Source organism: Nonomuraea maheshkhaliensis, assembly GCF_039529435.1.
GTDB classification, from domain to species: Bacteria; Actinomycetota; Actinomycetes; order Streptosporangiales; family Streptosporangiaceae; genus Nonomuraea; species Nonomuraea maheshkhaliensis.
Genome location: NZ_BAAAMU010000016.1, coordinates 97,858 through 121,218 on the forward strand (window position 1 = coordinate 97,858; position 23,361 = coordinate 121,218).

The window sequence follows — 23,361 nt, forward strand, 5'->3', positions numbered from 1 at the left end:
CCGAACCCAGGCGCCGTTCTCGGCCCGCTGCTCGGAGACGTGCACGTGCAGGGGCGCGGCGTGGCGGTGGGAGAACTCGGCCACGACCTGCATCTGCTCGGGCGGCACCGCCCGCACGGAGTGGATGGCGGCGCCGATCTCGACGTCGGGCTGCCCGTCGTAGGCGGCCGCCAGCCGTTCGGCCCTGACCGCCCAGTGCTCGGCGTCGCCGTCGCTGAAGCGCAGTTGCGGGCCGGCCAGCGGGGCGCCGATGCCGCCCGACACGTAGCAGGTGTCGAGCAGCGCGATACGCAGCCCGGCGGCCCGGGCGGCGCGCACGAGGGCGTGGCCCATCGCGTTGTCGTCGTCCTGGTACGGCCGCCCGTCGCGGTCGTGGTGCAGATAGTGGAACTCGCCCACGCACGTCACCCCGGAAAGGGCCATCTCGGCGTAGACGGCGGTGGCCAGGCGCAGGTAGGACTCGGGGTCGAGCCGGGCGGCCACCTCGTACATCCGCTCGCGCCAGGTCCAGAAGTCGCCCTTGCCCTCCTGGGTGACGCCGCGCAGCGCGCGATGGAAGGCGTGGGAGTGGGCGTTGGCCAGGCCGGGGACGGTCAGCCCAGGCAGCCGCTCGGCGTCGCCGGGCGGGCCCTGCTCGATGCGGGTGATCCTGGCGCCGTCGATCTCCACGAGCACGTCACCGGCGACCCCTTCGGGCAGCCAGGCCCGCTCGCACCAGTAGGTCAGCGACACAGATCCTCCAGCACGTCCGCGAGTGCCACCACTCCCGCCTCGCAGTCTGCCCGCTCGGCGTGCTCTCCGGGTGAGTGGGACACGCCGGTGGGGTTCCTGACGAACAACATGGCGCTCGGGATACCCGCCGCCGCGAGGATTCCGGCGTCGTGCCCCGCGCCCGTGGGCAGGATGGGCGCGGGCGTGTCGCCGCCGGCCACCCGGGCCAGCCGGTCGCGCAGCGCCTCGGCGAAGACCACCTCGGGCGTCCAGGACTCCTCGCGCACCTCGCTCGCCTCGCCGCTCACCTCGCCGACCAGCTCGCGCACGGCCGCGGCGTCGGCCCCGCGCGCGTCGAGCCAGGCGCTGACCAGGCCGGGGATGGCGTTGGCGCTGCCGGGCGAGACGCGTACCTTGCCGACGGTGGCCACCACGCCGAGCCGCTGAGCCGCCTGCCTGGCGGCCAGCGTCATGCGGGCGAAGGGCAGCATCGGGTCGTCTCGGTCGGCCAGCCGGGTGGTGCCGGCGTGGTCGGCCCGGCCGCGGAAGTCGAGCCGCCAGCGGCCGTGCGGCCAGATCGCCCCGGCCACGCCCACCGGGCGGCCCTCGGTCACGAGCCCGCGGCCCTGCTCGACGTGGAGCTCCACGAAGGTGCCGACGGTGGCCAGCGTCTCGTCGTCGCGGCCGGTCTCGTGGGGCTTGCGCCCGGCCCGCCGCAGCACCTCGGCCAGGGTGTCGCCGTCGTCGTCGGTGAGCCCGAGCGCGCGGTCGGGGGAGAGCGCGCCGGTGAGCAGCCGCGAGCCCATGCACGGCACGCCGAACCTGGCGCCCTCCTCGTCGGTGAAGCAGGCCACGCCCACGGGCACCGAGGGCGTCACGGCCCGCTCCTTCAGCAGGTCGAGCGCGGCGAAGGCGGACACGACGCCGAGCGGCCCGTCATAGGCGCCGCCCTGGCGGACTGAGTCGAGGTGGCTGCCCGTCACCACGCCGGGGCGCTCGCGCGACGGGCTCCCCCACCACGCCCACAGGTTGCCGTTGCGGTCTTCGCGCAGGTCGAGGCCCCTGCTCGTGGCCTCGCCCGCGAACCACTCGCGCAGCTCCAGGTCGGCGTCCGACCAGGCGTCCCGCAGGTAGCCGCCGGTCTCGGGATCTCTTCCAATGGGGGCCAGTCGCTCAAGCATGGCCCCCACTGTAGTGAATGGATCCATTCACCTCAGTTGACGGGACCCCCTCGGGGCCGCAGGGTCAGCTCGGTGAGGTGGGCGTCGGGGCCGGCCATGACGGCCGCGAGCAGCGCCCGCGCCACGGTCTCCGGTTCGAGGTACTTCTCCGGCTCGAACGCGCCCCCCTCGTACGCACGCACCTCCCGCTGCATGTCGGTGGCCGTCCGCCCCGGATAGACGGTCGTGACCCGCAGCTCCGGCTCCTCCAGCCGCAACGCGTCGGCGAACGCCTTCAGCGCGAACTTGCTGGCCGCGTAGGATGCCCAGTGGGGGTTCGCCCGCTGGCCCGAGCCGGAGTTGACGCAGACGACGTGGCCGCCGGCCCGCCGCAGCGCGGGCAGCAGCAGCCTGGTCAGCTCGGCGACCGCGATCACGTTCACCTCCATGGTCCGCCGCCAGACGTCGGCGCCCTGGTCGGCGATCCGGCCGAGCCGGCTCATCCCGGCGCTGTGCACCAGCACGTCGAGCCGCTCGATGCCGGCCACGTCGGCGGCGGTGACCCGGGTCAGCTCCACCGGCCAGGGACGCGCCCCCGGCAGCCCGGCCGCCAGCGCGGCCAGTGCCCGCTCGTCGCGCCCGCCCAGGATGACGTCGTGGGTCGGGGTCAGCGCCCTGGCGACGGCGGCGCCGACGCCCCGGGAGGCGCCTGTGACCAGCGCCGTCGGTCGTTCACTCATGGAGGCAGCTTATTGACCTTGACGATTATTCAAGTTTGCATACAAACTTGAATACATGTCATCGACCCGGATCCTGATCCTCGGCGCGTTGCTGGACGGCCCCATGAACGGCTACGGGGTCCGCCGCCGCCTGGAGGTCATGGGCATCGAATCCTGGACCAACGTGGCGTTCGGCTCGATCTACCACGGCCTGAGCAAGATGGCCGACGAGGGCCTGCTGGAGGTCGTCGAGGCGGGCAAGGGCGGCAAGGTCGTCTACGCCCTCACCGACCTCGGCCGCGAGGAGTTCCACCGGATGCTGCTCAAGGCGTGGCACGAGCTCAAGCCCATCGTCGACCCGTTCCAGGTGGCCATGACGTTCATGGACCGGCTGGAAAAGCAGGAGATATTGACGGCGCTGCGTGGCAGGATGTCCCAGCTTCGGATGTACGTCGACACCATGGGACACATGAGCGGCGTGAAAGTCGCCCACGGCGCCCCCGAGCACGTCAACGAGAACCTCGGCCTGCAGCGGGCCATGCTCCAGGCCCAGCTCGACTGGGTGGAGAAGGCGATCCCGAGGATCGAGGCCGACGAGTTGCCATGAAGGAGCTGACCGCCCCGATGATCATTCAGGCAGAGGGCCTGCGCAAGACGTTCACCACGAGGAGCAGAAAGGGCGCCCAGACCGTCGAGGCCGTGCGCGGCGTGGACCTCGACGTGGCCAAGGGCGAGATCTTCGGCGTGCTCGGGCCCAACGGCGCGGGCAAGACCACCACGATCAGGATGTTGTCCACGCTGATCACCCCCGACGCGGGCACCGCCACGATCGCGGGCCACGACCTGCGGAAGGAGCCCGCGCAGGTCCGGCGCAACCTCGGCTACGTGAGCCAGGCCGGCGGGGTGGAGGACACCACGAGCGCCAGGGCGCAGATCATGATGGCCGCCAGGATCCACGCCATGGCCGATCCGGCGCGGGCCACCGCCGAGGTGCTCGACCGCTTCGAGCTGACCGAGCTTGCCGACCGCCCCGGCCGTACGCTGTCGGGCGGCCAGAAGCGGCGGGTGGCCATCGCGATCGGGCTCGTGCACAACCCGCCGCTGCTCTTCCTCGACGAGCCCACCACGGGCCTCGACCCTCAAAACCGCGCCAACCTCTGGGACCGGATCAGGCAGTTGCGCGAGGCGGGCACGAGCGTGCTGCTCAGCACCCACTACCTCGACGAGGCCGACGCGCTGTGCGACCGGCTGATGATCGTGGACCACGGCACGGTCGTGGCCGAGGGCACGCCGTCCGCTCTCAAGCGGGAGGTCTCCGGCGACGTGATCACGCTCAGGGTGAGCGAGCCTGAACGCGCGGCGGAGACGCTCAAGCCGCTGGCCCGCGAGACCCGCGTGGACGACGACCTGCTGCGCGTCTACGTGGACGACGGCGAGCACACGCTGCCCGCCCTGCTGCGGGCGCTGGAGGAGCAGGGTCTCGGCCTGACCTCGATCGCGCTCGACCGCTCCACCCTCGATGACGTCTTCCTGGCCAAGACCGGCCGATCCCTTCGTGACGCGGGAGCCGCCGTATGATCCGCCACACCGCCCTGTTCACCGGCTACGAGCTGAAGAAGTCCTTCAGCAACCCGATCTGGCCGCTGTTCGGCATCATGCAGCCGGTGCTCTACCTGCTCATGTTCGCGCCGCTGCTGAAGTCGCTGACGCCGGGCGGCACCACGGTGGACGCGCTGCGCATGTTCACCCCGGCGTCCATGATGATGATCGCCGTGTTCGGCTCGCTCTTCTCCGGGTTCGGGCTGATCGCCGAGCTGCGCAACGGCTCGCTCGAACGTTACGCCGTCAGCCCCGCCTGGCGGCCGGCGATCGTGCTCGGGCGGGTGGCCAAGGACATGGTCGTGCTGGTCCTCCAGGCCGTCCTGGTGCTCATCGTGGCCATCGCCATGGGGGTGCGCATCGGGGCCGTGGAGCTGGTGCTGGTGCTGCTGCTCATGGCCGCGACCGGGCTGTTCGCCTCGGGGCTGTCGCAGGGGCTGGCGCTGACCGTGCGCGACGAGAACGGCATGTCGCAGACGCTCAACCTGTTCATGTTGCCGATCATGTTGCTGGCCGGGCTGTTCGTGCCGATCTCGTTCGCGCCCGACTGGATGAAGTTCCTGGCCCCGGTCAACCCGCTCTACCACGCCGTCGAGGCGGGGCGGGCGCTGTTCGACGGGCGGCTGGGTGATGCGTCGATCCCGATCGCGTTCGGGCTCTTCATCGCGCTGGCGGCGCTCACGACGATGTGGTCGATGCGGTCGCTAGGCAGGATCGCTGGTTAGGAACGTGCCGGTCTCGTCGGCCATCCGCTCATATTCTTCGAGCCTGGCCCGCGTACGCAGCGGCGCGGCGTCGGCCATGGCCTCCACCAGGGCCATGGCCAGGGCCAGCGGCGCGGCGTGCGAGTCGAACACGAGCCGGTCGCCCACGGGCGCGTCGAGCACGATCTCGGCCGGGAAGTCGGGCCTGTCGGTGATGGCGGCCACGCGCAGGCCCAGCCTCTCCGCGTATTCCAGCGCCCGCAGCGCCTCCGCCGGATAGCGCGGCAGCACCACGGCCACCACCCACTCGGCTCCGGCCCGCCGGGCCGCGTGCAGCCCCTCGGCCAGCTCGGAGCCGCCGTGGGTGAGCAGCCGCACGTCGGGATGGATGCGGCGGGCGTAGTAGGCGAAGGTGGTGGCCAGACCGCACGAGACCCGCAGCCCCAGCACGGGCAGCGGCTCGGTCGCGGCCAGGTGTTCGCCCAGCTCCTTCAGCGGCAACGCCGCCAGCCGCTCCCTGACCAGGGCCAGGTTGCGGATCTCGCAGTCGATGGCGCCGCGCAGCAGGCTCTCCTGCGGCGCCTCCAGGGCGCCGCCCAGCACCAGCGGCCGCAGCGCCTGGCGCAGCTCGGGATATCCGGCGAACCCCAGCACCATGGCGAACCTGGTCACCGAAGGCTGGCTGACCCCGGCCCGGTCGGCCAGCTCCACGCTGGACAGGAAGATCGCCTCGTCCAGGTTCTCGCTCAGGTAGTGGGCGATCCTGCGCTGCACGGGCGACAGCCTCCGGCCGTCGAGGAGCACGCTCAGCCCGCCGTGATATCCGTCCGCCACGTCACCTCCAACACCGCCGCCCCGGCATTCTCATCCCTCACACCGGTGACGGCCGGAAGCAGCCCCTGCTGTGAATGGGTTCATTCACAGCAGAGACTAACCCGGCGGCGGGCCCGCGCCGCTCAGCCGACCAGGAACTGGGTGGCGGCCAGCTCCCGGTAGAGCTCGTCCGCGCCCACCAGCTCCTCGTGCGTGCCGACCGCGCGCACGCCGCCGCCCTCCATCACCACGATGCGGTCGGCGTTGGTCACCGTGGACAGGCGGTGCGCGATGACCAGCACCGTGGTCTCCCTCGCGACCTCGGCGATCACCTCGCGCAGCCGCAGCTCGTTGACCGCGTCGAGCTGCGAGGTGGCCTCGTCGAGCAACAGCAGCCTGGGCTTGCGCAGCAGCGCCCTGGCGATGGCCACCCGCTGGCGCTCGCCGCCCGACAGCAGCACGCCGCGGTGCCCGACCGGCGTGTCGAGCCCTTCGGGGAGCCGGGCCACCAGGTCGTCGAGCCTGGTCCGCGCGATGGCCCGGTGCAGCTCCTCCTCCGTGGCGTCACTGGCGGCGAAGAGCAGGTTCTCCCTGAGCGTGCCGGCCAGCACGGGAGCGTCCTGCTCGACATAGCCGAGCGCGCCGCGCAGCTCGCCGAGCGGCCAGTCTCGGATGTCCCGCCCGTCGATGGCGATCGAGCCCGACTGGTGGTCGTAGAAGCGTTCGAGCAGCGCGAACACCGTGGACTTGCCCGCCCCCGACGGTCCGACCAGCGCCGTCAGCCCGCCGGGCGCCACCTCGAAGCTCACGCCGTCGTGCACGAGTGGCCGGTCGTCGCCGTACCGGAAGACCACGTCATCGAACCGGACGCCGACCGGCCGCGCGTCGTGCGGCTCGGCGACGCCGACCGGCTCGGCGGGCAGGTCCTCGATCTCCTTGATCCGCTTCATCGCGGCGAGCCCCTGCTGGAGCTGCACGCCGCCCTGGACCAGCTGCCCGATCGGCGGCACCAGGTAGAACAGGTAGAGCAGGAACGCGATCAGCGACGACACCTCCAGCGTGCCGGAGGAGACCCGCGCGCCGCCGACGCCCAGCACGGCCAGGAACGCGATCTGCACCGCCATCCACGTCGCCACTCCCGCCAGCGACGTCCATCCGGCGACCTGCAGCCCCCGGTCGCGGGCCCGCACGGCCGCGTCGCCGACCACAGCGATCTCGCGCTCCTCCGCGCCGCTGGCCTTGACGGTCCTGTAGGCCTGCAGCGCCCGGTCCAGCACCGCCCCCATCTCCCCCACGGCCTCCTGGGCCTGGGTCTGCGCCCGCTGGATCCGCGGCATGACCAGCGCCACCATCCCGCCGATCACCACCACCACGAGCAGCGTGACCAGCAGCAGCACGCCGTCCATGGTCGCCATCAGCACGATGGCCCCCACCAGCATGAACGCCGAGCTGACCGAGTCGACGATGCCGTTGGTCAGCACGGCCCGCAGCAGCGTCGTGTCACCGGTCACCCGCGACAGCAGGTCGCCGGGCTTGAGCCGGTCCACGTCCGCGACCTTGAGCCGCAACATCCGGTCGACCAGGTTCCGGCGGGCGCCGAGCACGATGCCCTCGCCCGTGCGTTCCATCAGGTAACTTCCCCCGGCCGAGACGACCGCCCCGACGAGCACCGCCGCGGTCAGCCCGAGTAACGGCGCCGCCATCGACCCGGTCTGTCCGAAGGCGTCCACCACGTACTTGGCCAGCAACGGCATCGCCAGGCCCGCCGCCGAGCCGATCAGGCCCAGCAGCCCGCCCACAAGCAGGATCTTCCGGTGCGGGCGCACATAAGCCAGCAGTTCCCTGAGCACCACAGCTCCTCTCACGACATTTCTCGATTCACTCCAACGAACGGAACCTCTGGATCCGCACCGCCAGGACAACGTCAACTTAGATTGACGACTTAAGTATGTCAACTTTAGTTGACACTCATTCTCAAGGAGGAGACCGACATCCGCGGGCGGGCCACGGACGAATAGGGCGTCGAGGAATCCCGGCCGGAACCTCGCACGTCACGAACAGCCCTTCCCGAAAGGACCCGAACATGGAGCTCCGGACCAACCGGCGCGCTCTTGTCGGAATCGGCCTGGCCGCAGCCGTCGCTGTGTCGTCCCTGGCCGTGCTCCGCACCGACTCCGGCATCGCTTCCTCACACCGCGAGGCCCCGATGATCTCGGGCGACCCGCAGCATGACAACACCGACGTGTACGCCTTCGTGAGTCCCGACAAAGCGGACTCCGTGACCTTGATCGCCAACTGGATCCCGTTCGAGGAGCCCAACGGCGGCCCGAACTTCTACCCGTTCGCGGTCAAGTCACGGCACAACATAAAGATCGACAACGATGGTGACGCCAAGACGGACATCACCTACGAGTGGACGTTCCGCAACGAGGACAAGCGCGGCAACGACACGTTCCTCTACAACAACGGCCCCGTCACCTCGCTGAACGACCCCAACCTGCTCTTCCGCCAGCGCTACACGCTCAAGCGGATCACCCCGGGCGGCTCCAAGACGCTGGTCGACGACGGCATCGTCGCGCCGAGCAACGTCGGACGCGCCTCCATGCCCGACTACGCCACCCTGCGCGACCAGTCGATCAAGAGCCTGCCGAACGGCGGCAAGACCTTCGCCGGACAGTCGGACGAGGCGTTCTTCCTCGACCTGCGCGTCTTCGACCTCCTCTACGGCGGCGACCTGTCCGAGGTCGGCCAGGACACCACCAGGGGCTACAACGTCAACACCGTGGCCCTCCAGGTGCCCGCCAAGGACCTCGCGCTCAAGGGCGACCCCAAGCGCAACCCCGTGATCGGCGTCTGCTCGACCACCGACAAGTTCAACGGCGACTCCTTCGTGCAGGTCTCCCGCCTGTGCAACCCGCTGGTGAACGAGGTCGTGGCCCCCGCCGGGCTGAAGGACGCCTTCAACGCCCTCGACCCGTCGAAGGACGCCGACGTGCAGCCCCTGGTCAACCGGGTCACCGACCCCGAGGTGGCCAGGCTGCTGCAGAAGATCTACGGGATCAAGGCTCCGGCGACCCCGCGCAACGACCTGGTCGAGATCTTCCTGACCGGCATCGCCAAGCAGAACGGCCCCATCAAGGCCGACCTGAATTCGCAGGTGCTCAACAAAGACGCGGGCAAGCTGCGCCCCTCGGAGATGCTGCGGCTGAACATGTCGGTCCCGCCGTCCAAGTCCCCGAACCGGCTCGGCGTCCTCGGCGGCGACCTCGCGGGCTTCCCGAACGGCCGCCGGCTCGCCGACGACGTCGTGGACATCGAGCTGCAGGCCGTGGCCGGCGCCGCGCTGACCGGCAAGCTCGTGCCCGGGCTGACGGACAAGGTGGACAGGAACGACAAGCCGTTCGGGCAGACGTTCCCGTACATCCCGCTGCCGAGCAACGTGGCAGTGAACCAGCGCTGACCCGCCTGACCGGCCGGTTCCTCTCCAGACCGGCCGGTTGCCCCGGCGGCAGGCCCCCGTCTCCCATCGCCTGCCGCCAGCAGAAAGGGCCGGCTGGCCGTGCCCCCCGTCACGGCCGGCCGGCCCCACCTTCGATCCTGGAGCCTTGGACATGCGTGCCTTCGCGATATTCGCCGGTCTCGCCCTCATCGGGGCGATGCTGTTCACGATCTTCACCTTCACGGCCTCGCCCGAGCCACTGCCGGTGGCGGACGCGCAGCGCCGCGAGACGTTGCAGGAGCGGCTCAAGCGGCTGCCCGGCGACTTCCGCGGCTGGGCGCAACTCGCCTCCCAGTACGTGGACCAGGCCCGGGTCACCGGCGACCCGGCGTACTACGGCAAGGCGGAAGGCGCGCTCGCCACGGCCGCCCGGCTGAACGACCGCGACGACGCCGTCCTCGCCGCCCAGGCGGCGCTGGCCGCGGGCCGGCACGAGTTCACCGACGCGGTACGGCTGGCCGAACGCGCCATCGCGGCCAACCCGTACGGCGTGGCGGCGTACGGCGTGCTGGCCGACGCGAAGACCCAGCTCGGCGACCTGCGCGGGGCTCAGCGGGCCGTGGACCGGATGATGGACCTGCACCCCGGCGTCCCGGCCTTCACCCGCGCCTCCTACGCGGCCGAGCTGCGCGGCGACCTCGACAAAGCCCGCAAATACCTCGAATACGCGCACAACGACGCCTGGACGCCCGCCGACGTCGCCTACGCCCGCTACTACCTGGGCGAACTGGCCCTGCACTCGGGCGACCTCAAGACCGCGGCCGACTGGTACGGCAAGGCCCTCGCGGCCTACCCCGCCTACACCCCCGCCCTCGCCGGCCAGGCCAGGGCGGCGGCGCTCGGCGGCCGGCTCACCGAGGCGCTCGGCCTGTACGAGCGCGTGGTCGAACGGCTCCCCCTCCCCCAGTACCTCATCGAGCAGGGCGAGACCCGGATCAAGGCCGGTCAGCGGGCCGACTGGACGCTGCTCGAAGCCCAGCGCAAGCTCTTCAAGGCGGCCGGCGTGCGCGACGACCTGACGTGGGCCGAGTTCGAGGCCGACCACGGCGACCCGGCCAAGGCCGTACGGCACGCCAGGGCCGAATACGCCCGCAACCCCAACCTCGTCGCCGCCGACGCCCTGGCCTGGGCCCTGTTCAAGGCGGGCGCGCCGGCCGAGGCGCTCGAATACGCCGAGCGGGCCACCGCGACCGGATGGCGCAACCCGCTGCTCGCCTACCACCGCGCCGTGATCGAGCGGGCCCTCGGCCGCTCGGCGCGGGTGGATCCGGCCTTCGACCCGACGCTTTCCGCACTGGCGAGGTTCTCATGAGAGCGGTCCCGCTCGGTCTGCTGTCCGTCGCGACGGGCCTGCTGCTGTCCCTCTGCGCGATCCTCCTGCCCGCCTCCGCCCACGCACAGACGGCCACCTCGGCCGCCCATGCGGAGACGCTGGCTCATCCGCTCGGCCGGTTCACCGTCAACCACTACAACGGCCTGCGGGTCTCGGCCTCGGCCGTGCGCAACCTCGCCGTCGTGGACCTGGCCGAGCTGCCGACCCTCCAGGCCGAGCCGGACGTGGACGCCGCCTACCCGGCGCGCCGCTGCGCCGCCCTGGCCGCCGCCCAGCGGCTGGGGGTGGCCGGACGGACGGTGCCCTGGCGCGTGGAGGGCTCCTCCTTCACCTACGCCCCCGGCGAGGGCGGCCTGCGGACCAGCCGCCTGTCCTGCCGGCTCGTGGGCGACGTCCGCGCCTCGGGGGCCGTGACGTTCGCCGACGGGTTCGAGCAGGACAGGATCGGCTGGCGCGAGATCACCGCGGCCGGCGACGGGGTGGCCCTGACCGGCTCCTCCGTGCCCGCCCGCAGCATCAGCCAGGAGCTGCGGTCCTACCCCGACGACCTGCTCACGGCCCCGCTCGACCAGCGGACGGCCACCTTCACGGTCTCCGGCACGGTCTCCGGCCCCCTCTCCGGCCCCCTCGCCGGTCTCGGCGACGCCACCCCCGGATCGTCCGGTGCTCCCGGCGGCGGCGCGATGCCCGGCGGGGTCGAGATCGGCGGCCCGATCGGGGACGCCCTGGCCGCGCTGGACCGGACATTCACCGGCCTGATCGGCTCGGAGACGCTGACCGTGCCGCTGGGCCTGCTGGCGGTGGCGCTCGCCATGGTGCTCGGGGCCGGGCACGCGCTCATCCCCGGGCACGGCAAGACCATCATGGCCGCGTACCTGGCGGGCCGGCGCGGGCGCCCGCGCGACGCGCTGGTGGTGGGCGCGACGGTGACGGCCACGCACACGGCCGGAGTGCTGGTGGTGGGGCTGCTGCTGACCGTGTTCACGGCGCTGGCCGGGGAGTCGGTGCTGGCCTGGCTGGGGGTGGCCAGCGGCGTGCTGATCGCCGTCATCGGCCTGCGCCTCCTCCAGAACACCCGCCACGACCGTACGCACGGACACGGACACGGACACGGACATGGGCACGGGCACGGACATGGGCACGGGCACGGGCACGGACATGGCCACGAGCAGCACCGCTCCAAGCGCCGGGGCCTGATCGGACTCGGGGTGGCGGGTGGTCTCGTGCCCAGCCCTTCGGCCCTGATCGTCCTGCTCGGCGCCATCGCCCTCGGCCGGACCTGGTTCGGCGTCGCGCTGGTCACCGCGTACGGCGTCGGCATGGCCGCCACCCTCACGATCACCGGCCTGCTCCTGGTCAAACTCGTGGACCGGCTGGAGCGGCGCGCCTCGGCCGGCCGCCGCCTGGCCGCCAGGCTGTCGGGCCTGGCCCCGATGGGAACGGCCGCCATGGTCGTCCTCCTCGGCGCGGGCCTGGCCCTGCGCTCCGTGGTCGCCCTCTAGCCCCGCCCAACCCCCGCCTGGCACCCGCAGTCGCCCACCGCTTATGGTGCCTGCGTACCGCGCGGACGCCGGAGGAGCGCTCGGCCGGGGCACGCGAGCGCATCGGAAAGGGGCCCTCATGACCGCCTACACGCGTTACGTCGCGCTCGGGGACAGCCAGACCGAGGGCCTGGGCGACGGCGACGACGTCAACGGTCACCGCGGCTGGGCCGATCGCCTGGCCGAGCACCTGGCCCGCGCCGACCCGGAGCTCCGCTACGCCAACCTGGCCGTCCGCGGCCGGGTGGCCGCGCAGATCAGGGCCGAGCAACTGGACGCCGCGCTGGCGCTGCGGCCCGACCTGGTCACGGTCATGGCGGGCATGAACGACATCATCCGCCCCGGCTTCGACGCCGCCGCGGTGGCGGGGGTGGTGGAGGAGATGTTCGCCGCGCTGACCGGGGCGGGCGCGCACGTGGTGAGCGTGACGTTCCCCGACATCGGCAAGATCGCCCCGATGGCCCGGCCGCTGCGGCCCCGCGTGCTCGAACTCAACGAGCGCATCCGCGCCGCCGCCGCCAGGCACGGGGTCGCGCTGGTGGACACGTTCGCGATGGAGTTCGTCACGGACGCGCGGATGTGGAGCGTGGACCGCCTGCACGCGAGCCCGGCCGGTCACGCCCGCATCGCCGCCGCCATGGCGCACGCGCTGGGGCTGGCCGGCAGCGACGACTCGTGGATGCTGCCCTTCCCGCCGCTGCCTCCGGCGGCGCGGTGGCGGGTGGCCGCGGGCGAGGTGCGCTGGCTGGCCACGTTCGCGGGGCCGTGGATGGCGCGCCGCCTGCGCGGCCGCTCCTCGGGCGACGGCCGCACGGCCAAACGCCCGGACCTCACCCCGTGGGTTCAGCCGGTCTCCGGCACAAAGGGATAGCCACTACGGGACGGCCGCTACGGGATGGCTGCTCCGAGACAGCCGCTACGTGTGCCGGCGCCCGCGCCGGGTGGACGGCAGATCGTGCCGCCCGGAGAGGAACTCCTGGAACGCGATCTTCGCCTTGATCACCGGCCGCCGTAACCGCTCCTCCCGGTGCACCGCCCTGGCCAGCTTGCGCGGCGACCCCTTGGCGAAGAACCAGTGGGCCCACGGCGAGCCGGGCCGCGCCAGCCGGATCGCGCCGACCAGCAGCATGGGCGGCACGAAGAGCCCCGCCATGCCGGTCCAGATCTTGCCCTTGAGCAGCGTGACGACGGCGAGCGCCAGGTTGGCCACGATCAGCATGGCCGGGTTGACCGGGGTGCCGTAGTTCCAGGTGAGGGGGCGCAGGCCGATGAGGAGCAGGCCGGTGACGGCGACCGCGATGAAGACGGCGTCCACCGAGGTGCGGCCCTCCTCCTCCCAGTAGACGTCGTGCAGGTGCAGGATCAGCGCGAACTCGTCCAGCACCAGAGCCGATCCGACGCCGAACACGGAGGCCGCGGCGGCGGTGCCGATCTGCGAGCCGGGCGAGACGATGAGGGCGACGCCGCCGATCAGCATGAGCACCACGCCGAAGACCACGTGGTGGATGTGCATCTCGCCCACGTTGACGTTGCGGAACCAGCCGATCTTCGCCCTGATCAGGCGCACGTTGATGCGGGTGGCGATGAAGGCCACGATGAGCATGACGAAGTAGCAGAACAGCGGCAGCCGTCCTGTGGAGATGATGCTCTGCTGAAACCAGTTCTGCATGGCCTTGGGTTCGATGGTACGAGCCGCGCGCCCCTTCCAGGCCCCATTGCCCGACCATGGCCGGTCAGGAGAGGAATGCCCGCAGCAGCGCGGCCGTCCCGTCGAGGTGTTCGGTGACGGCTCTCCTGGCCGCGTCTGGGTCGGCGGCGAGGATGGCGTCCACGATGGCCTGGTGCTGGACGGCGGCGTGGTCGAGGTTGACCTGGAGCATCGGGATGGCGTTGAGCAGGTCGCTGATCCTGGAGCGGGCGTCGGCGCACGTGGTGGCGAGCAGGGCCGAGCCGGTGAGCTCCGCGATGGACAGGTGGAAGGCGGTGTCGAGGCGGCGGTAGTCGTCCAGCCCGGCCTGGTTGAGCTCGGCGAGCCGGCGGACGAGGACGGCCTTCCTGTCCTCGGTGAGCTCGCAGGTGGCCAAGACCTGCGCCGCCCCGCACTCCACCGCCAGCCGGAACGTGAGCGCGTCCGACAGCTCGTCCTGGCCCATCTTCCTGACGGCCTGGCGCAGGTCGCCGGCGTCGGGTTTGGGCGGGACGTAGGTGACGAACGCGCCGCCGTAGCGGCCCCTGCGTACGTCGAGATAGCCCGCGTCGGACAGGGCGCGGATCGCCTCGCGCAGCGTCACCCTGCTGATGCCGAGCCGAGCGGCCAGCTCGCGCTCGGCGGGAAGTTTGTCGCCCGGCGCGACCACGCCGAGTTTGATCGCCTGGAGCAGCCGTTCCACGGTCTCCTCGAAGGCGTTGCCGGCCCTGACCGGCCGCAACACCGTCATCAAACGCGCCGACTCGTCCAACGTGTCCTCAGGTCTTGACAAGCGATCGTGGCATGCACATCAATGGTCTGAGACTAGCCCAATCAACGGGTGAGCGCGTCAGGCCAGATCGGAGCGACGTAGCGTGAGCGGACGAGCGAGCACCGGGTTCCTTTCCGTCGCCGAGCTGCGCGACGAGGTGGCGGACGGGCGGATCGACACCGTGCTCCTCGCGATCGCCGACATGCAGGGCAGGTTGCAGGGCAAGCGGCTGTCGGCGCGGTATTTTCTCGAAGAGGTGCTGCACCACGGCTCCGAGGGCTGCAACTACCTGCTCGCGGTCGACGTGGACATGAACACCGTGCAGGGATACTCGATGTCGTCCTGGGACCGGGGTTACGGCGACTTCGTGATGAAGCCCGACCTCGCGACGCTGCGCCGGGTGCCGTGGCACGAGGGGACCGCGATGCTGATGGCCGACCTGACCTGGGAGGACGGCGCCGAGGTGACCGCCTCGCCGCGGCAGATCCTGCGCCGGCAGCTCGCCCGCCTCGCCGATCGGGGGCTGGCCGCGTACGTGGGCACCGAGCTGGAGTTCGTCGTCTACGACGACAGCTACGAGGACGCCTGGCGGCGGGGCTACCGTGACCTGTCGCCCGCCAACCTCTACAACGTGGACTACTCGCTGCTCGGCACGGCCCGCGTCGAGCCGCTGCTGCGCCGGATCAGGCGCGACATGGAGGGCGCGGGCCTGTACGTCGAATCCGCCAAGGGCGAGTGCAACCTCGGCCAGCACGAGATCGCCTTCCGCTACGCCGAGGCGCTGGCCACCTGCGACAACCACGCCATCTACAAGAACGGCGCCAAGGAGATCGCGGCCCAGGAGGGCCGTTCGATCACCTTCATGGCCAAGCCGAACCAGCGTGAGGGCAACTCCTGCCACGTGCACATCTCCCTCCGCGGCGAGGACGGCGAGCTCGTCATGGCGGGCGAGGGACCCTACGGGCTCTCGCCGCTCGGCGCCCGCTTCATCGCCGGGCAACTGGCGTGCATGCGGGAGCTGACCCTCTTGTACGCCCCCAACGTCAACTCCTACAAGCGCTTCGTCCCCGGCAGCTTCGCCCCGACGGCGGTCAAGTGGGGCGTGGACAACCGCACCTGCTCGCTCAGGCTCGTCGGCCACGGCCCGTCGCTGCGGGTGGAGAACCGGGTGCCGGGCGGCGACGTGAACCCGTACCTGGCGGTGGCGGCGCTGATCGCGGCCGGCCTGCACGGCATCGACGCCGAGCTGCCGCTGGAGGACCCGTGCCCGGGCAACGCCTACGTCAGCGGGGCCGAGACCGTGCCCTACACGCTGCGCGACGCGCTGGCCCTGTTCGAGGGGTCGAAGCTGGCCAAGGAGTCGTTCGGGGAGGACGTGGTCGACCACTACGCGAACAACGCGCGGGTGGAGCTGGCCGCCTACGACGCGGCGGTGACGGACTGGGAGCTGTTCCGTGGTTTCGAACGGATGTGACGGGGGCGCATGAAGATCGTAAATCCGGCCACCGAGGACGTCCTGGCCGACGTCGAGCTCCGCGACGCGGCCGAGGTCGACCGGGCCGTGGAGCGTGCCAGGAAGGCGTACGCGACGTGGCGCGAGGTGGCCCCGGGCGACCGGGCGCGGCTGCTGCGCCGCTTCGCCGACCTGGTGGACGCGCACGGCGAGGAGCTGGCGGGGCTTGAGCTGGCCAACGCCGGCCACACCGTCGCCAACGCCCGCTGGGAGGCCGGCAACGTCCGCGACGTGCTGCACTTCTACGCGGGCGCGCCTGAGCGCGACCACGGCAAGCAGATCCCGGTGCCCGGCGGGGTGAACCTGACGTTCCAGGAGCCCATGGGCGTCGTGGGGATCATCGTGCCGTGGAACTTCCCGATGGTGATCACGACGTGGGGCATGGCCCCGGCGCTGGCGGCGGGCAACACCGTGATCGTCAAGCCGGCCGAGTGGACTCCGCTGACCGCGCTGAGGCTGGCCGAGCTGGCCCTGGCGGCGGGCCTCCCCGAGGGGGTGCTCCAGGTGCTGCCTGGAGCAGGGGAGGTCGCGGGAGCCCGCCTGGTCGAGCACCCCGACGTGGCGAAGATCGTCTTCACCGGCTCGACCGAGGTGGGCAAGGAGATCGCGGCCAAGGCGGCGCGCCAGGTCAAGCGGGTCACGCTGGAGCTGGGCGGCAAGTCGGCGAACATCGTCTTCGCCGACGCCGACCTGGACAAGGCCGCCCGCACCGCCCCCTACGCCGTCTTCGACAACGCCGGCCAGGACTGCTGCGCCCGGTCGAGGATCCTCGTCCAGTCGTCCGTGTACGACGAGTTCATGTCCCTGCTCGCCCCGGCCGTCCAGGGCGTCAAGGTCGGCGACCCGCGTGACGAGAGCACCGAGATGGGCCCGCTGATCAGCGCGGAGCACCTCGACCGGGTCCGCGGCTTCGTCGAGGGCACCCCCTGGCTGCGGGGCTCCTGCCCCCAGGGCAAGGGCTTCTGGTTCCCGCCGACGGTGCTGACCCCCGAGCTGACGGACCGCGCGTTCACCGAGGAGATCTTCGGCCCGGTCGTGTCGGTGGTCAGGTTCGAGGACGAGGCGCAGGCCGTGCGGATCGCCAACGACACCCCCTACGGCCTGAGCGGCTCGATCTGGACCCGCGACGTCGGCCGGGCGCTGCGCGTGGCCAGGGCGGTCGAGTCGGGCGCGCTGTCGGTCAACTCCCACTCCTCCGTCCGCTACTGGACCCCGTTCGGCGGCTTCAAGCAGTCCGGCCTCGGCAGGGAGCTCGGCCCGGACGCCCTGGCCGCGTTCACCGAGACCAAGAACGTCTTCATCTCATCGGAGTGACACACATGCAGCGGTTGCAGGATCGGGTGGCGGTCATCACCGGCGCGGGCGGCGGCATCGGGCTGGCCACGGCCCGCCGCTTCGCCGAAGAGGGCGCCAAGGTGGTCTGCGCGGACATCGACGAAGAGGCGGGGGTCAAGGCCGCGACCGAGGTCGGCGGCCTGTTCGTGCGGGCCGACGTGACCAGCGAGGACGACGTCGTACGGATGTTCGCCACGGCGCACGACACCTACGGCAGCGTGGACATCGCCTTCAACAACGCCGGCATCTCCCCGCCCGACGACGACTCGATCCTGGAGACCGGCATCGACGCATGGCGCCGCGTCCAGGAGGTCAACCTGACCAGCGTCTACCTGTGCTGCAAGCACGCGATCCCGTACATGCGCCGCCAGGGCAAGGGCTCGATCATCAACACCGCCTCCTTCGTGGCGGTGATGGGCTCGGCCACCTCGCAGATCTCCTACACCGCGTCCAAGGGCGGGGTGCTGGCGATGTCGCGGGAGCTGGGCGTGCAGTTCGCCAGGGAGGGCATCAGGGTCAACGCCCTGTGCCCCGGGCCGGTGAACACGCCGCTGCTGCGGGAGTTGTTCGCCAAGGATCCCGAACGGGCGCGGCGGCGGCTGGTGCACGTCCCCGTGGGCCGCTTCGCCGAGGCGTCGGAGATCGCGGCGGCGGTGGCGTTCCTGGCCAGCGACGACGCCTCGTTCATCACCGGCAGCGAGTTCCTGGTGGACGGCGGCATCTCCGGCGCCTACGTCACGCCCCTCTAAGGAGATCATGGTGCGTCGTCCCGTCATCGGCATCACCTGTTACGTCGAGCCCGCCTCGTTCACGGTGTGGCAGGACACGACGGCCGCGCTGCTGCCGTACGCGTACGTGGAGCAGGTCGTGCGGGCCGGCGGCCAGCCGGTCGTGCTGCCTCCGGCCGGCGCGCCCGCCTCCGTCGTGCGCGGCCTGGACGGGCTGATCCTGGCCGGGGGCGGCGACATCGACCCGACCAGATACGACGCCGCCCCGCACGAGCGGATCGGCTACGTCAGGGAGGTCCGCGACGAGGCGGAGTTCGCCCTGCTCGCCGCGGCCCTGGAGGCCGGGCTGCCGTATCTGGGCATCTGCCGCGGCCTCCAGGTGCTCAACGTGGCCCTGGGCGGCAGCCTGCACCAGCACCTGCCCGACGTGGTCGGCCACACGGACCACTGCCCGGGCCCCGGCCGTTTCGGCGACCTGCCGGTGAGCGTCGTGCCGGGCACCCGGCTGGCGAAGGCGCTGGGCGAGGAGCCGGTGACGGTCCCGCACTACCATCACCAGGCCGTCGATCGCCTGGCCCCCGGCCTGGCGGTCACGGCCGCGAGCGCCGACGGCACGATCGAGGCCGTCGAACTGGACGCGGCTTTCGTGGTGGCCGTGCAGTGGCACGCGGAGATGGCGGAGGGCCACGCGTTGTTCGACGCGCTGGTGTCCGCCTGCTGAGACGCGCGCGCCGGCGGCCGGTCACGGCTGCCCTGGACGCGACAACGACCCCCGGTCGGCACTAGGCTGGCGGGCATCACCGACGCATCGTGCGGGAGAGCACCCTGACAGCCGGTCAGGGTCCCTGAAGGAGCAAGCCCTCCCCGCAAACCTCTCAAGGCAAAGGACCGCACGGCTAAGGGTGACCTCTGGAAAGCAGGCCCGTGGGCCTCGCCGAAGGTGAAAGTCCGGCAAAAGTCGGGCGAAGCTCTCAGGCATCGATGACAGAGGGGGAGGATCCTGGCATCCAACCCTGTCCTGAGGTGCGACCAATGTCCCGACCGACACCGCTACGAGACGTTCACGAGAGCCTCGGCGCCACGCTCACCGACTTCGCGGGCTGGCTCATGCCGCTCCGGTACGGCAGCGAGTCCGCGGAGCACAAGGCCGTGCGCGAGGCGGCCGGGCTGTTCGACCTGTCCCACATGGGAGAGATCTTCCTGACCGGGCCGCAGGCCGGCCAAGCGCTGGACCACGCGCTGGTCGGGCATCTGTCGGCGCTGGCGCCCGGGCGGGCGCGCTACACCATGATCGTGGACGAGCGCGGCGGGGTGCTCGACGACCTCATCGTCTACCGGCTCGGGGACGAGGAGTTCATGGTCGTGGCCAACGCCTCGAACTACGAAAAAGTCGGAAATGAGCTGAAAATTCGCTCTAAGGCGTTCGATGTGGTCGTCGAGGATCGGTCCGACCAGTACGCGCTGATCGCCGTCCAGGGGCCCCGCTCGCAGGAGATCCTGGCCACGCTCACCGACGCCGACCTCGCCGGGCTCAAGTACTACGCCGGGCTGCCCGGCGTGGTGGACGGCCGGCAGGCCCTCATCGCCCGTACCGGCTACACCGGCGAGGACGGGTTCGAGCTGTTCGTCGCCAACGACGACGCGGTGCCGCTGTGGCACGCCCTCACGGCGGCCGGGGAGCCGTACGGGCTCAAGCCCGCCGGCCTGTCCAGCCGCGACACGCTCAGGCTCGAAGCCGGCATGCCTCTTTACGGCAACGAGCTGCACGCCGGCCTCACTCCGTTCGACGCGGGGCTGGGCCGGGTGGTGAAATTCGACAAGCCCGGTGACTTCGTCGGCAGGTCGGCGCTCGAGGCGGTCAAGGACGACACGCCGCGACGCCGGCTCGTCGGCCTGGTCGCGCGGGGCCGCCGGGTGCCGCGCCACGGTTACCCGGTCACGAAAGACGGCGCCGTCGTCGGCGTGGTCACCAGCGGCGCGCCTTCCCAGACCCTGGGCAAGCCGATCGCGATGGCCTACGTGGACACCGGTGCGGAAACAGGCCTGGCCGTGGACATCCGGGGCAGCCATGAACCTATGGACGTGGTCGAGCTGCCCTTCTACAGGAGGAACAAGTGAGCAACATCCCTGACGACCTGAGCTACACCAAGGAGCACGAGTGGGTGGCCGGGCTCGAAGACGGCCTCACCGTGACCGTCGGCATCACGGCCTTCGCCGCCGAGGCCCTTGGTGATGTCGTCTACGTGCAGCTCCCCGAGGTCGGCTCGACCATCGAGCGGGGCGACTCCGTCGGCGAGGTGGAGTCGACCAAGTCGGTCAACGAGATCTACGCGCCGGTCGGCGGCGAGATCGTGGAGGTCAACCAGGCCGTCGTGGACGACCCCGGCCTGGTGAACAGCGACTCCTACGGCGAGGGCTGGATGTTCAAGGTGCGCGTGGAAGGCGACACCGAAGAGCTGCTCACGCCCGAGGAGTACACAGCGCTCACCAAGGGCAGCGAGTCCTGACCCACCGCCGGGGCCCGCACGGCCGGGCCCCGGCCCCCAAGAAGGGCGCACATCAATGGCGATCAGCGTCTTCGACCTGTTCAAGATCGGTATCGGACCGTCCAGCTCCCACACCGGCGGCCCGATGGCCGCCGCGCACAAATTCGCCCGCGGCCTGCACGAGGACGGCCTGCTCGACCGGGTTGCCCGGGTCGAGGCCATCCTGTACGGCTCGCTCGGCCTGACCGGCAAGGGCCATGGCAGCGACAAGGCGGTCCTGCTCGGCCTGTCCGGCGAGAAGCCCGAACTGGTGGACGTCGACAGCGTCGAGGCCCGCATCGCCGCGATGCGCGAGTCCGGCACGCTCAAGCTCTACGGCACGCACGAGATCCCGTTCGTCGTCGGCGAGCACCTCGTCTTCGAACGCAAGATCTCGCTGCCGGAACATCCCAACGGCATGCGCTTCACCGCCTACGCCGCCTCCGGCGAGCCGATCAAGGAGAAGGTCTACTTCTCCGTCGGCGGCGGCTTCGTGGTGGACGAGCAGGCCACCGGCGCCGACCGCATCAAGCCCGACGACACGGTGCTGCCCTTCCCGTTCACCACCGGCGAGGAGCTGCTCAAGCACTGCTCCAACACGGGTCTGTCGATCTCCGCCCTCGTGCTGGAGAACGAGCAGGCCTTCGGCCGCACCGAGGAGCAGATCCGGGAGGGCCTGCTCAACCTGTGGCGGGTGATGTCCGAGTGCGTGCGCCGCGGCATCTCCAAGGAGGGCGTCCTGCCCGGCGGCCTGAAGGTCAAGCGCCGCGCCAACCAGCTGCACCGCCGCCTGCAGTCGGAGCCGGCCGAGAAGGACCCGCTCCAGGCCATGGACTGGGTGACGCTCTTCGCCCTCGCCGTCAACGAGGAGAACGCCGCGGGCGGCCGCATCGTCACCGCCCCCACCAACGGCGCCGCCGGCATCATCCCGGCCGTCCTGACCTACTACACCCGCTTCGTCCCCCACGCCGACGACGAGGGCGTGGTCCGCTTCCTGCTGACGGCCGGCGCGATCGGCGTGCTGTTCAAGGAGAACGCCTCGATCTCCGGCGCGGAGGTGGGCTGCCAGGGCGAGGTGGGCTCGGCCTGCTCCATGGCCTCCGCCGGCCTCACCGAGGTGCTCGGCGGCACCCCCGAGCAGGTGGAGAACGCCGCCGAGATCGGCATCGAGCACAACCTGGGGCTGACCTGCGACCCGATCGGCGGCCTGGTCCAGATCCCGTGCATCGAGCGCAACGCGGTCGCCTCCAACAAGGCCATCACCGCCGCCAGGATCGCCCTGCGCGGCGACGGGCGGCACTACGTGGCGCTCGACAAGGCCATCAAGACGATGCGCATCACCGGGCAGGACATGCTGGACAAGTACAAGGAGACCTCACGCGGCGGCCTGGCCGTCAACGTGATCGAGTGCTGACCGGACGGCGGCTCGGCCGACAACGTGACCGGGCGCCGGCTCTGCCGTCAACGTGACCGGGCGCCGGCCGGGCGGCGCACGTGCAGCCGTACGACGGCGGGGGCCTCGTCATCGCGGACCTCCCGCCGGATCCGGCCGACGATGTCGCCGTCCAGCTTGCCCACCACCGCGCCCACGTCGGCCGCCGCCGGGCAGGTCAGCGAGATGCGCAGCCCGTCCTCGGCGACTCTGACCCCCGCCCGGCCCAGCCCCTCCACGCCCTTGAGGCCCACGAACAGCATGGCCGTGCCCGTGCCGTTGGGCGTGCCCCTGCGGCCCCAGCCCAGGCACAGCAGCAGCCAGCGCAGGCAGACCAGGGCCAGCAGCAGCAGGCCCAGGGCCAGGAACCACAGCGGCCACGGCTCCTCCGCCAGCGTCCGGTACGCCTGCGCGGGCAGCACCCTGGCGCCCGGCGGCAGGCCGAGGAACCGGTCCTCGCCGCGCAGCCACGCGTACCCGCCGAGGCCCAGCAGCGTCGCCCCGACGATCGCCAGCCCGACCCGATTCCCGGTGTACTGACGCATCAGACGTACCTCCCGCTGTCCCGCCTCCCGCTGTCCCGGCAGATCACCCGGCGCTCCCGCCGTACCGGAGAGCCCATCACGCGGACCTCCTGCGCAGGCGTACCACGACCTCGCCGGTCCCGAGGGTGCCCACGCCCGCCAGGCGGTCCCCCACCGCGACCCCGACCTGCCGCAACATCTGGCCCGAGCTCTCCGCGCTCGTCACGACCGTGACCTCGATGGTGCGCCGGCGCAGGCGTACCCGGGCCTTGTCCACCCCCGCCACCTGCTGGGCGGCGGCGCGGAGCGTGCGGCGCAGTCCTGAGCGGGTGATCCCGATGACGATCAGCGGGTCGGACGTCTCCACCGGCACCGTCCTCGACCGGCCCGGCACGATTGCGAGCAGCAGCATCAGCACGCCCGCCCCCGACGTGACCAGGGACGGCGTGGCGAGCTCCGGCCACGTGCTCTTCGTGGCGAGATCGACCGCCTCGTTCACCGGCACCCAGCCGAGCGGCGCGCCGAGCAGCCCCGAGACCACCTCGGCCGCGGTCACCCCCAGCCCGGCGGCCAGCGTCAGCGCGACCAGGGCCCCCGGAACGGTACGCGCCGGCCGCAACGCCCTGTTCGCCCGGCGCAGCCCGGTGTGCCGCGGGGTGACGGCGGCACCGGGCAGTATCTGCTGAAGCGTGGTCATCACAACGACAGACGTACATGGATCCCGCATGACCTGAACCGCGCCCTCGCCGCCCATTTGCCCGATCAT

At 71.5% G+C, this 23,361-nt stretch carries 23 protein-coding genes and 1 riboswitch; of the genes, 14 read left to right on the forward strand and 9 right to left on the reverse strand.

What is annotated here, in order from left to right; genetic code table 11:
* The 3 genes from ABFX54_RS13800 to ABFX54_RS13810 all read right to left on the reverse strand — a co-directional run.
* The coding region (locus tag ABFX54_RS13800; protein WP_428834526.1) for an amidohydrolase family protein at positions 1–726 on the reverse strand (726 nt) is incomplete at its 3' end.
* Positions 723–1,892 carry an allantoate amidohydrolase gene (locus ABFX54_RS13805; protein WP_346104763.1) on the reverse strand — a complete coding sequence of 390 codons (1,170 nt, stop codon included), beginning with the start codon at positions 1,890–1,892 and terminating at the stop codon, positions 723–725. The genes ABFX54_RS13805 and ABFX54_RS13800, both read right to left, overlap by 4 nt.
* 32 nt (positions 1,893–1,924) lie before the next feature.
* Positions 1,925–2,611 carry an SDR family oxidoreductase gene (locus tag ABFX54_RS13810; RefSeq protein WP_346104765.1) on the reverse strand — a complete coding sequence of 229 codons (687 nt, stop codon included), beginning with the start codon at positions 2,609–2,611 and terminating at the stop codon, positions 1,925–1,927.
* A 55-nt stretch (positions 2,612–2,666) separates the two neighbouring features.
* On the opposite strand from ABFX54_RS13810, the gene ABFX54_RS13815 reads away from it, so the two are divergent.
* Genes ABFX54_RS13815 through ABFX54_RS13825 form a run of 3 tightly spaced genes read left to right on the forward strand, consistent with a single transcriptional unit; the run spans position 2,667 to position 4,914 of the window.
* Positions 2,667–3,197 (forward strand): PadR family transcriptional regulator, encoded by a 531-nt coding sequence (locus ABFX54_RS13815; RefSeq protein ID WP_346104767.1) that lies wholly within the window; start codon positions 2,667–2,669, stop codon positions 3,195–3,197.
* Positions 3,198–3,214: 17 nt separating this feature from the next.
* A complete protein-coding gene (locus tag ABFX54_RS13820; protein ID WP_346104769.1) occupies positions 3,215–4,168 on the forward strand; it encodes an ATP-binding cassette domain-containing protein in 954 nt (317 codons plus the stop codon).
* Positions 4,165–4,914: an ABC transporter permease gene (locus ABFX54_RS13825; protein WP_346104770.1), complete on the forward strand. Its 750-nt coding sequence runs from the start codon at positions 4,165–4,167 to the stop codon at positions 4,912–4,914. The genes ABFX54_RS13820 and ABFX54_RS13825 overlap by 4 nt, the downstream gene beginning before the upstream one ends.
* Here ABFX54_RS13825 and ABFX54_RS13830 read toward each other — a convergent pair.
* Together ABFX54_RS13830 and ABFX54_RS13835 are read right to left on the reverse strand one after the other, a co-directional pair.
* Complete coding sequence (locus ABFX54_RS13830; protein ID WP_346104772.1) at positions 4,894–5,727, reverse strand: MurR/RpiR family transcriptional regulator; 834 nt, start codon at positions 5,725–5,727, stop codon at positions 4,894–4,896. The two genes, ABFX54_RS13825 and ABFX54_RS13830, sit on opposite strands and share 21 nt — an antisense overlap.
* 122 nt (positions 5,728–5,849) lie before the next feature.
* Positions 5,850–7,556, reverse strand: a complete 1,707-nt coding sequence (locus ABFX54_RS13835) for an ABC transporter ATP-binding protein (protein WP_346104774.1) — start codon at positions 7,554–7,556, stop codon at positions 5,850–5,852.
* A 233-nt stretch (positions 7,557–7,789) separates the two neighbouring features.
* On the opposite strand from ABFX54_RS13835, the gene ABFX54_RS13840 reads away from it, so the two are divergent.
* From ABFX54_RS13840 to ABFX54_RS13855, 4 genes are all read left to right on the forward strand, one after another.
* Positions 7,790–9,166: a DUF4331 domain-containing protein gene (locus ABFX54_RS13840; protein WP_346104776.1), complete on the forward strand. Its 1,377-nt coding sequence runs from the start codon at positions 7,790–7,792 to the stop codon at positions 9,164–9,166.
* Between the two features lie 151 nt (positions 9,167–9,317).
* Positions 9,318–10,517, forward strand: a complete 1,200-nt coding sequence (locus ABFX54_RS13845) for a tetratricopeptide repeat protein (RefSeq protein ID WP_346104778.1) — start codon at positions 9,318–9,320, stop codon at positions 10,515–10,517.
* Complete coding sequence (locus ABFX54_RS13850; RefSeq protein ID WP_346104779.1) at positions 10,514–12,040, forward strand: nickel/cobalt transporter; 1,527 nt, start codon at positions 10,514–10,516, stop codon at positions 12,038–12,040. Before ABFX54_RS13845 ends, ABFX54_RS13850 begins: the two co-directional genes overlap by 4 nt.
* 118 nt (positions 12,041–12,158) lie before the next feature.
* A complete protein-coding gene (locus ABFX54_RS13855; RefSeq protein ID WP_346104781.1) occupies positions 12,159–12,950 on the forward strand; it encodes an SGNH/GDSL hydrolase family protein in 792 nt (263 codons plus the stop codon).
* Positions 12,951–12,995: 45 nt separating this feature from the next.
* Here ABFX54_RS13855 and ABFX54_RS13860 read toward each other — a convergent pair whose 3' ends face one another.
* Together ABFX54_RS13860 and ABFX54_RS13865 are read right to left on the reverse strand one after the other, a co-directional pair.
* Positions 12,996–13,748, reverse strand: a complete 753-nt coding sequence (locus tag ABFX54_RS13860) for a hypothetical protein (protein WP_346104782.1) — start codon at positions 13,746–13,748, stop codon at positions 12,996–12,998.
* Positions 13,749–13,812: 64 nt separating this feature from the next.
* Complete coding sequence (locus ABFX54_RS13865; protein WP_346104784.1) at positions 13,813–14,517, reverse strand: FadR/GntR family transcriptional regulator; 705 nt, start codon at positions 14,515–14,517, stop codon at positions 13,813–13,815.
* Between the two features lie 124 nt (positions 14,518–14,641).
* Between ABFX54_RS13865 and ABFX54_RS13870 the strand changes: the two genes are divergently transcribed.
* The 7 genes from ABFX54_RS13870 (at position 14,642) to ABFX54_RS13900 (ending at position 22,053) form a co-directional block, all read left to right on the forward strand.
* Positions 14,642–16,012 (forward strand): glutamine synthetase family protein, encoded by a 1,371-nt coding sequence (locus ABFX54_RS13870; RefSeq protein ID WP_346104785.1) that lies wholly within the window; start codon positions 14,642–14,644, stop codon positions 16,010–16,012.
* Positions 16,013–16,021: 9 nt separating this feature from the next.
* Positions 16,022–17,365: an aldehyde dehydrogenase family protein gene (locus tag ABFX54_RS13875; RefSeq protein ID WP_346104787.1), complete on the forward strand. Its 1,344-nt coding sequence runs from the start codon at positions 16,022–16,024 to the stop codon at positions 17,363–17,365.
* 5 nt (positions 17,366–17,370) lie between these two features.
* Entirely contained in the window at positions 17,371–18,135 is a 765-nt protein-coding gene (locus ABFX54_RS13880; protein ID WP_346104788.1) for a 3-oxoacyl-ACP reductase, read from the forward strand.
* Positions 18,136–18,142: 7 nt separating this feature from the next.
* Entirely contained in the window at positions 18,143–18,835 is a 693-nt protein-coding gene (locus tag ABFX54_RS13885) for a gamma-glutamyl-gamma-aminobutyrate hydrolase family protein (RefSeq protein WP_346104790.1), read from the forward strand.
* A gap of 82 nt (positions 18,836–18,917) precedes the next feature.
* Positions 18,918–19,015, forward strand: a riboswitch (glycine riboswitch).
* Between the two features lie 131 nt (positions 19,016–19,146).
* On the forward strand, positions 19,147–20,232 hold the full coding sequence (gcvT, locus tag ABFX54_RS13890) for a glycine cleavage system aminomethyltransferase GcvT (RefSeq protein ID WP_346104792.1): 1,086 nt from the start codon (positions 19,147–19,149) through the stop codon (positions 20,230–20,232).
* On the forward strand, positions 20,229–20,621 hold the full coding sequence (gene gcvH, locus ABFX54_RS13895; RefSeq protein WP_346104794.1) for a glycine cleavage system protein GcvH: 393 nt from the start codon (positions 20,229–20,231) through the stop codon (positions 20,619–20,621). The genes gcvT and gcvH overlap by 4 nt, the downstream gene beginning before the upstream one ends.
* A 55-nt stretch (positions 20,622–20,676) precedes the next feature.
* Positions 20,677–22,053, forward strand: coding sequence for an L-serine ammonia-lyase (locus ABFX54_RS13900; RefSeq protein ID WP_346104796.1), 1,377 nt, complete (start codon positions 20,677–20,679; stop codon positions 22,051–22,053).
* 47 nt (positions 22,054–22,100) lie between these two features.
* Here the strand turns inward: ABFX54_RS13900 and ABFX54_RS13905 are convergent, their stop codons facing one another.
* Together ABFX54_RS13905 and ABFX54_RS13910 are read right to left on the reverse strand one after the other, a co-directional pair.
* Positions 22,101–22,616 (reverse strand): hypothetical protein, encoded by a 516-nt coding sequence (locus ABFX54_RS13905; protein ID WP_346104798.1) that lies wholly within the window; start codon positions 22,614–22,616, stop codon positions 22,101–22,103.
* Positions 22,617–22,692: 76 nt separating this feature from the next.
* Entirely contained in the window at positions 22,693–23,292 is a 600-nt protein-coding gene (locus tag ABFX54_RS13910) for a DUF6286 domain-containing protein (RefSeq protein ID WP_346104830.1), read from the reverse strand.
* Between the last annotated feature and the right edge of the window lie 69 nt (positions 23,293–23,361).

Bases quoted from the DNA above. Each gene is read 5' to 3' on its own strand.
- ABFX54_RS13805 (WP_346104763.1), bottom strand. From the start codon at position 1,892: ATGCTTGAGCGACTGGCCCCCATTGGAAGAGATCCCGAGACCGGCGGC.
- ABFX54_RS13810 (WP_346104765.1), bottom strand. From the start codon at position 2,611: ATGAGTGAACGACCGACGGCGCTGGTCACAGGCGCCTCCCGGGGCGTC.
- ABFX54_RS13815 (WP_346104767.1), top strand. From the start codon at position 2,667: ATGTCATCGACCCGGATCCTGATCCTCGGCGCGTTGCTGGACGGCCCC.
- ABFX54_RS13820 (WP_346104769.1), top strand. From the start codon at position 3,215: ATGATCATTCAGGCAGAGGGCCTGCGCAAGACGTTCACCACGAGGAGC.
- ABFX54_RS13825 (WP_346104770.1), top strand. From the start codon at position 4,165: ATGATCCGCCACACCGCCCTGTTCACCGGCTACGAGCTGAAGAAGTCC.
- ABFX54_RS13840 (WP_346104776.1), top strand. From the start codon at position 7,790: ATGGAGCTCCGGACCAACCGGCGCGCTCTTGTCGGAATCGGCCTGGCC.
- ABFX54_RS13845 (WP_346104778.1), top strand. From the start codon at position 9,318: ATGCGTGCCTTCGCGATATTCGCCGGTCTCGCCCTCATCGGGGCGATG.
- ABFX54_RS13850 (WP_346104779.1), top strand. From the start codon at position 10,514: ATGAGAGCGGTCCCGCTCGGTCTGCTGTCCGTCGCGACGGGCCTGCTG.
- ABFX54_RS13855 (WP_346104781.1), top strand. From the start codon at position 12,159: ATGACCGCCTACACGCGTTACGTCGCGCTCGGGGACAGCCAGACCGAG.
- ABFX54_RS13860 (WP_346104782.1), bottom strand. From the start codon at position 13,748: ATGCAGAACTGGTTTCAGCAGAGCATCATCTCCACAGGACGGCTGCCG.
- ABFX54_RS13865 (WP_346104784.1), bottom strand. From the start codon at position 14,517: ATGACGGTGTTGCGGCCGGTCAGGGCCGGCAACGCCTTCGAGGAGACC.
- ABFX54_RS13875 (WP_346104787.1), top strand. From the start codon at position 16,022: ATGAAGATCGTAAATCCGGCCACCGAGGACGTCCTGGCCGACGTCGAG.
- ABFX54_RS13880 (WP_346104788.1), top strand. From the start codon at position 17,371: ATGCAGCGGTTGCAGGATCGGGTGGCGGTCATCACCGGCGCGGGCGGC.
- ABFX54_RS13885 (WP_346104790.1), top strand. From the start codon at position 18,143: ATGGTGCGTCGTCCCGTCATCGGCATCACCTGTTACGTCGAGCCCGCC.
- gcvT (WP_346104792.1), top strand. From the start codon at position 19,147: ATGTCCCGACCGACACCGCTACGAGACGTTCACGAGAGCCTCGGCGCC.
- ABFX54_RS13900 (WP_346104796.1), top strand. From the start codon at position 20,677: ATGGCGATCAGCGTCTTCGACCTGTTCAAGATCGGTATCGGACCGTCC.
- ABFX54_RS13905 (WP_346104798.1), bottom strand. From the start codon at position 22,616: ATGCGTCAGTACACCGGGAATCGGGTCGGGCTGGCGATCGTCGGGGCG.
- ABFX54_RS13910 (WP_346104830.1), bottom strand. From the start codon at position 23,292: ATGACCACGCTTCAGCAGATACTGCCCGGTGCCGCCGTCACCCCGCGG.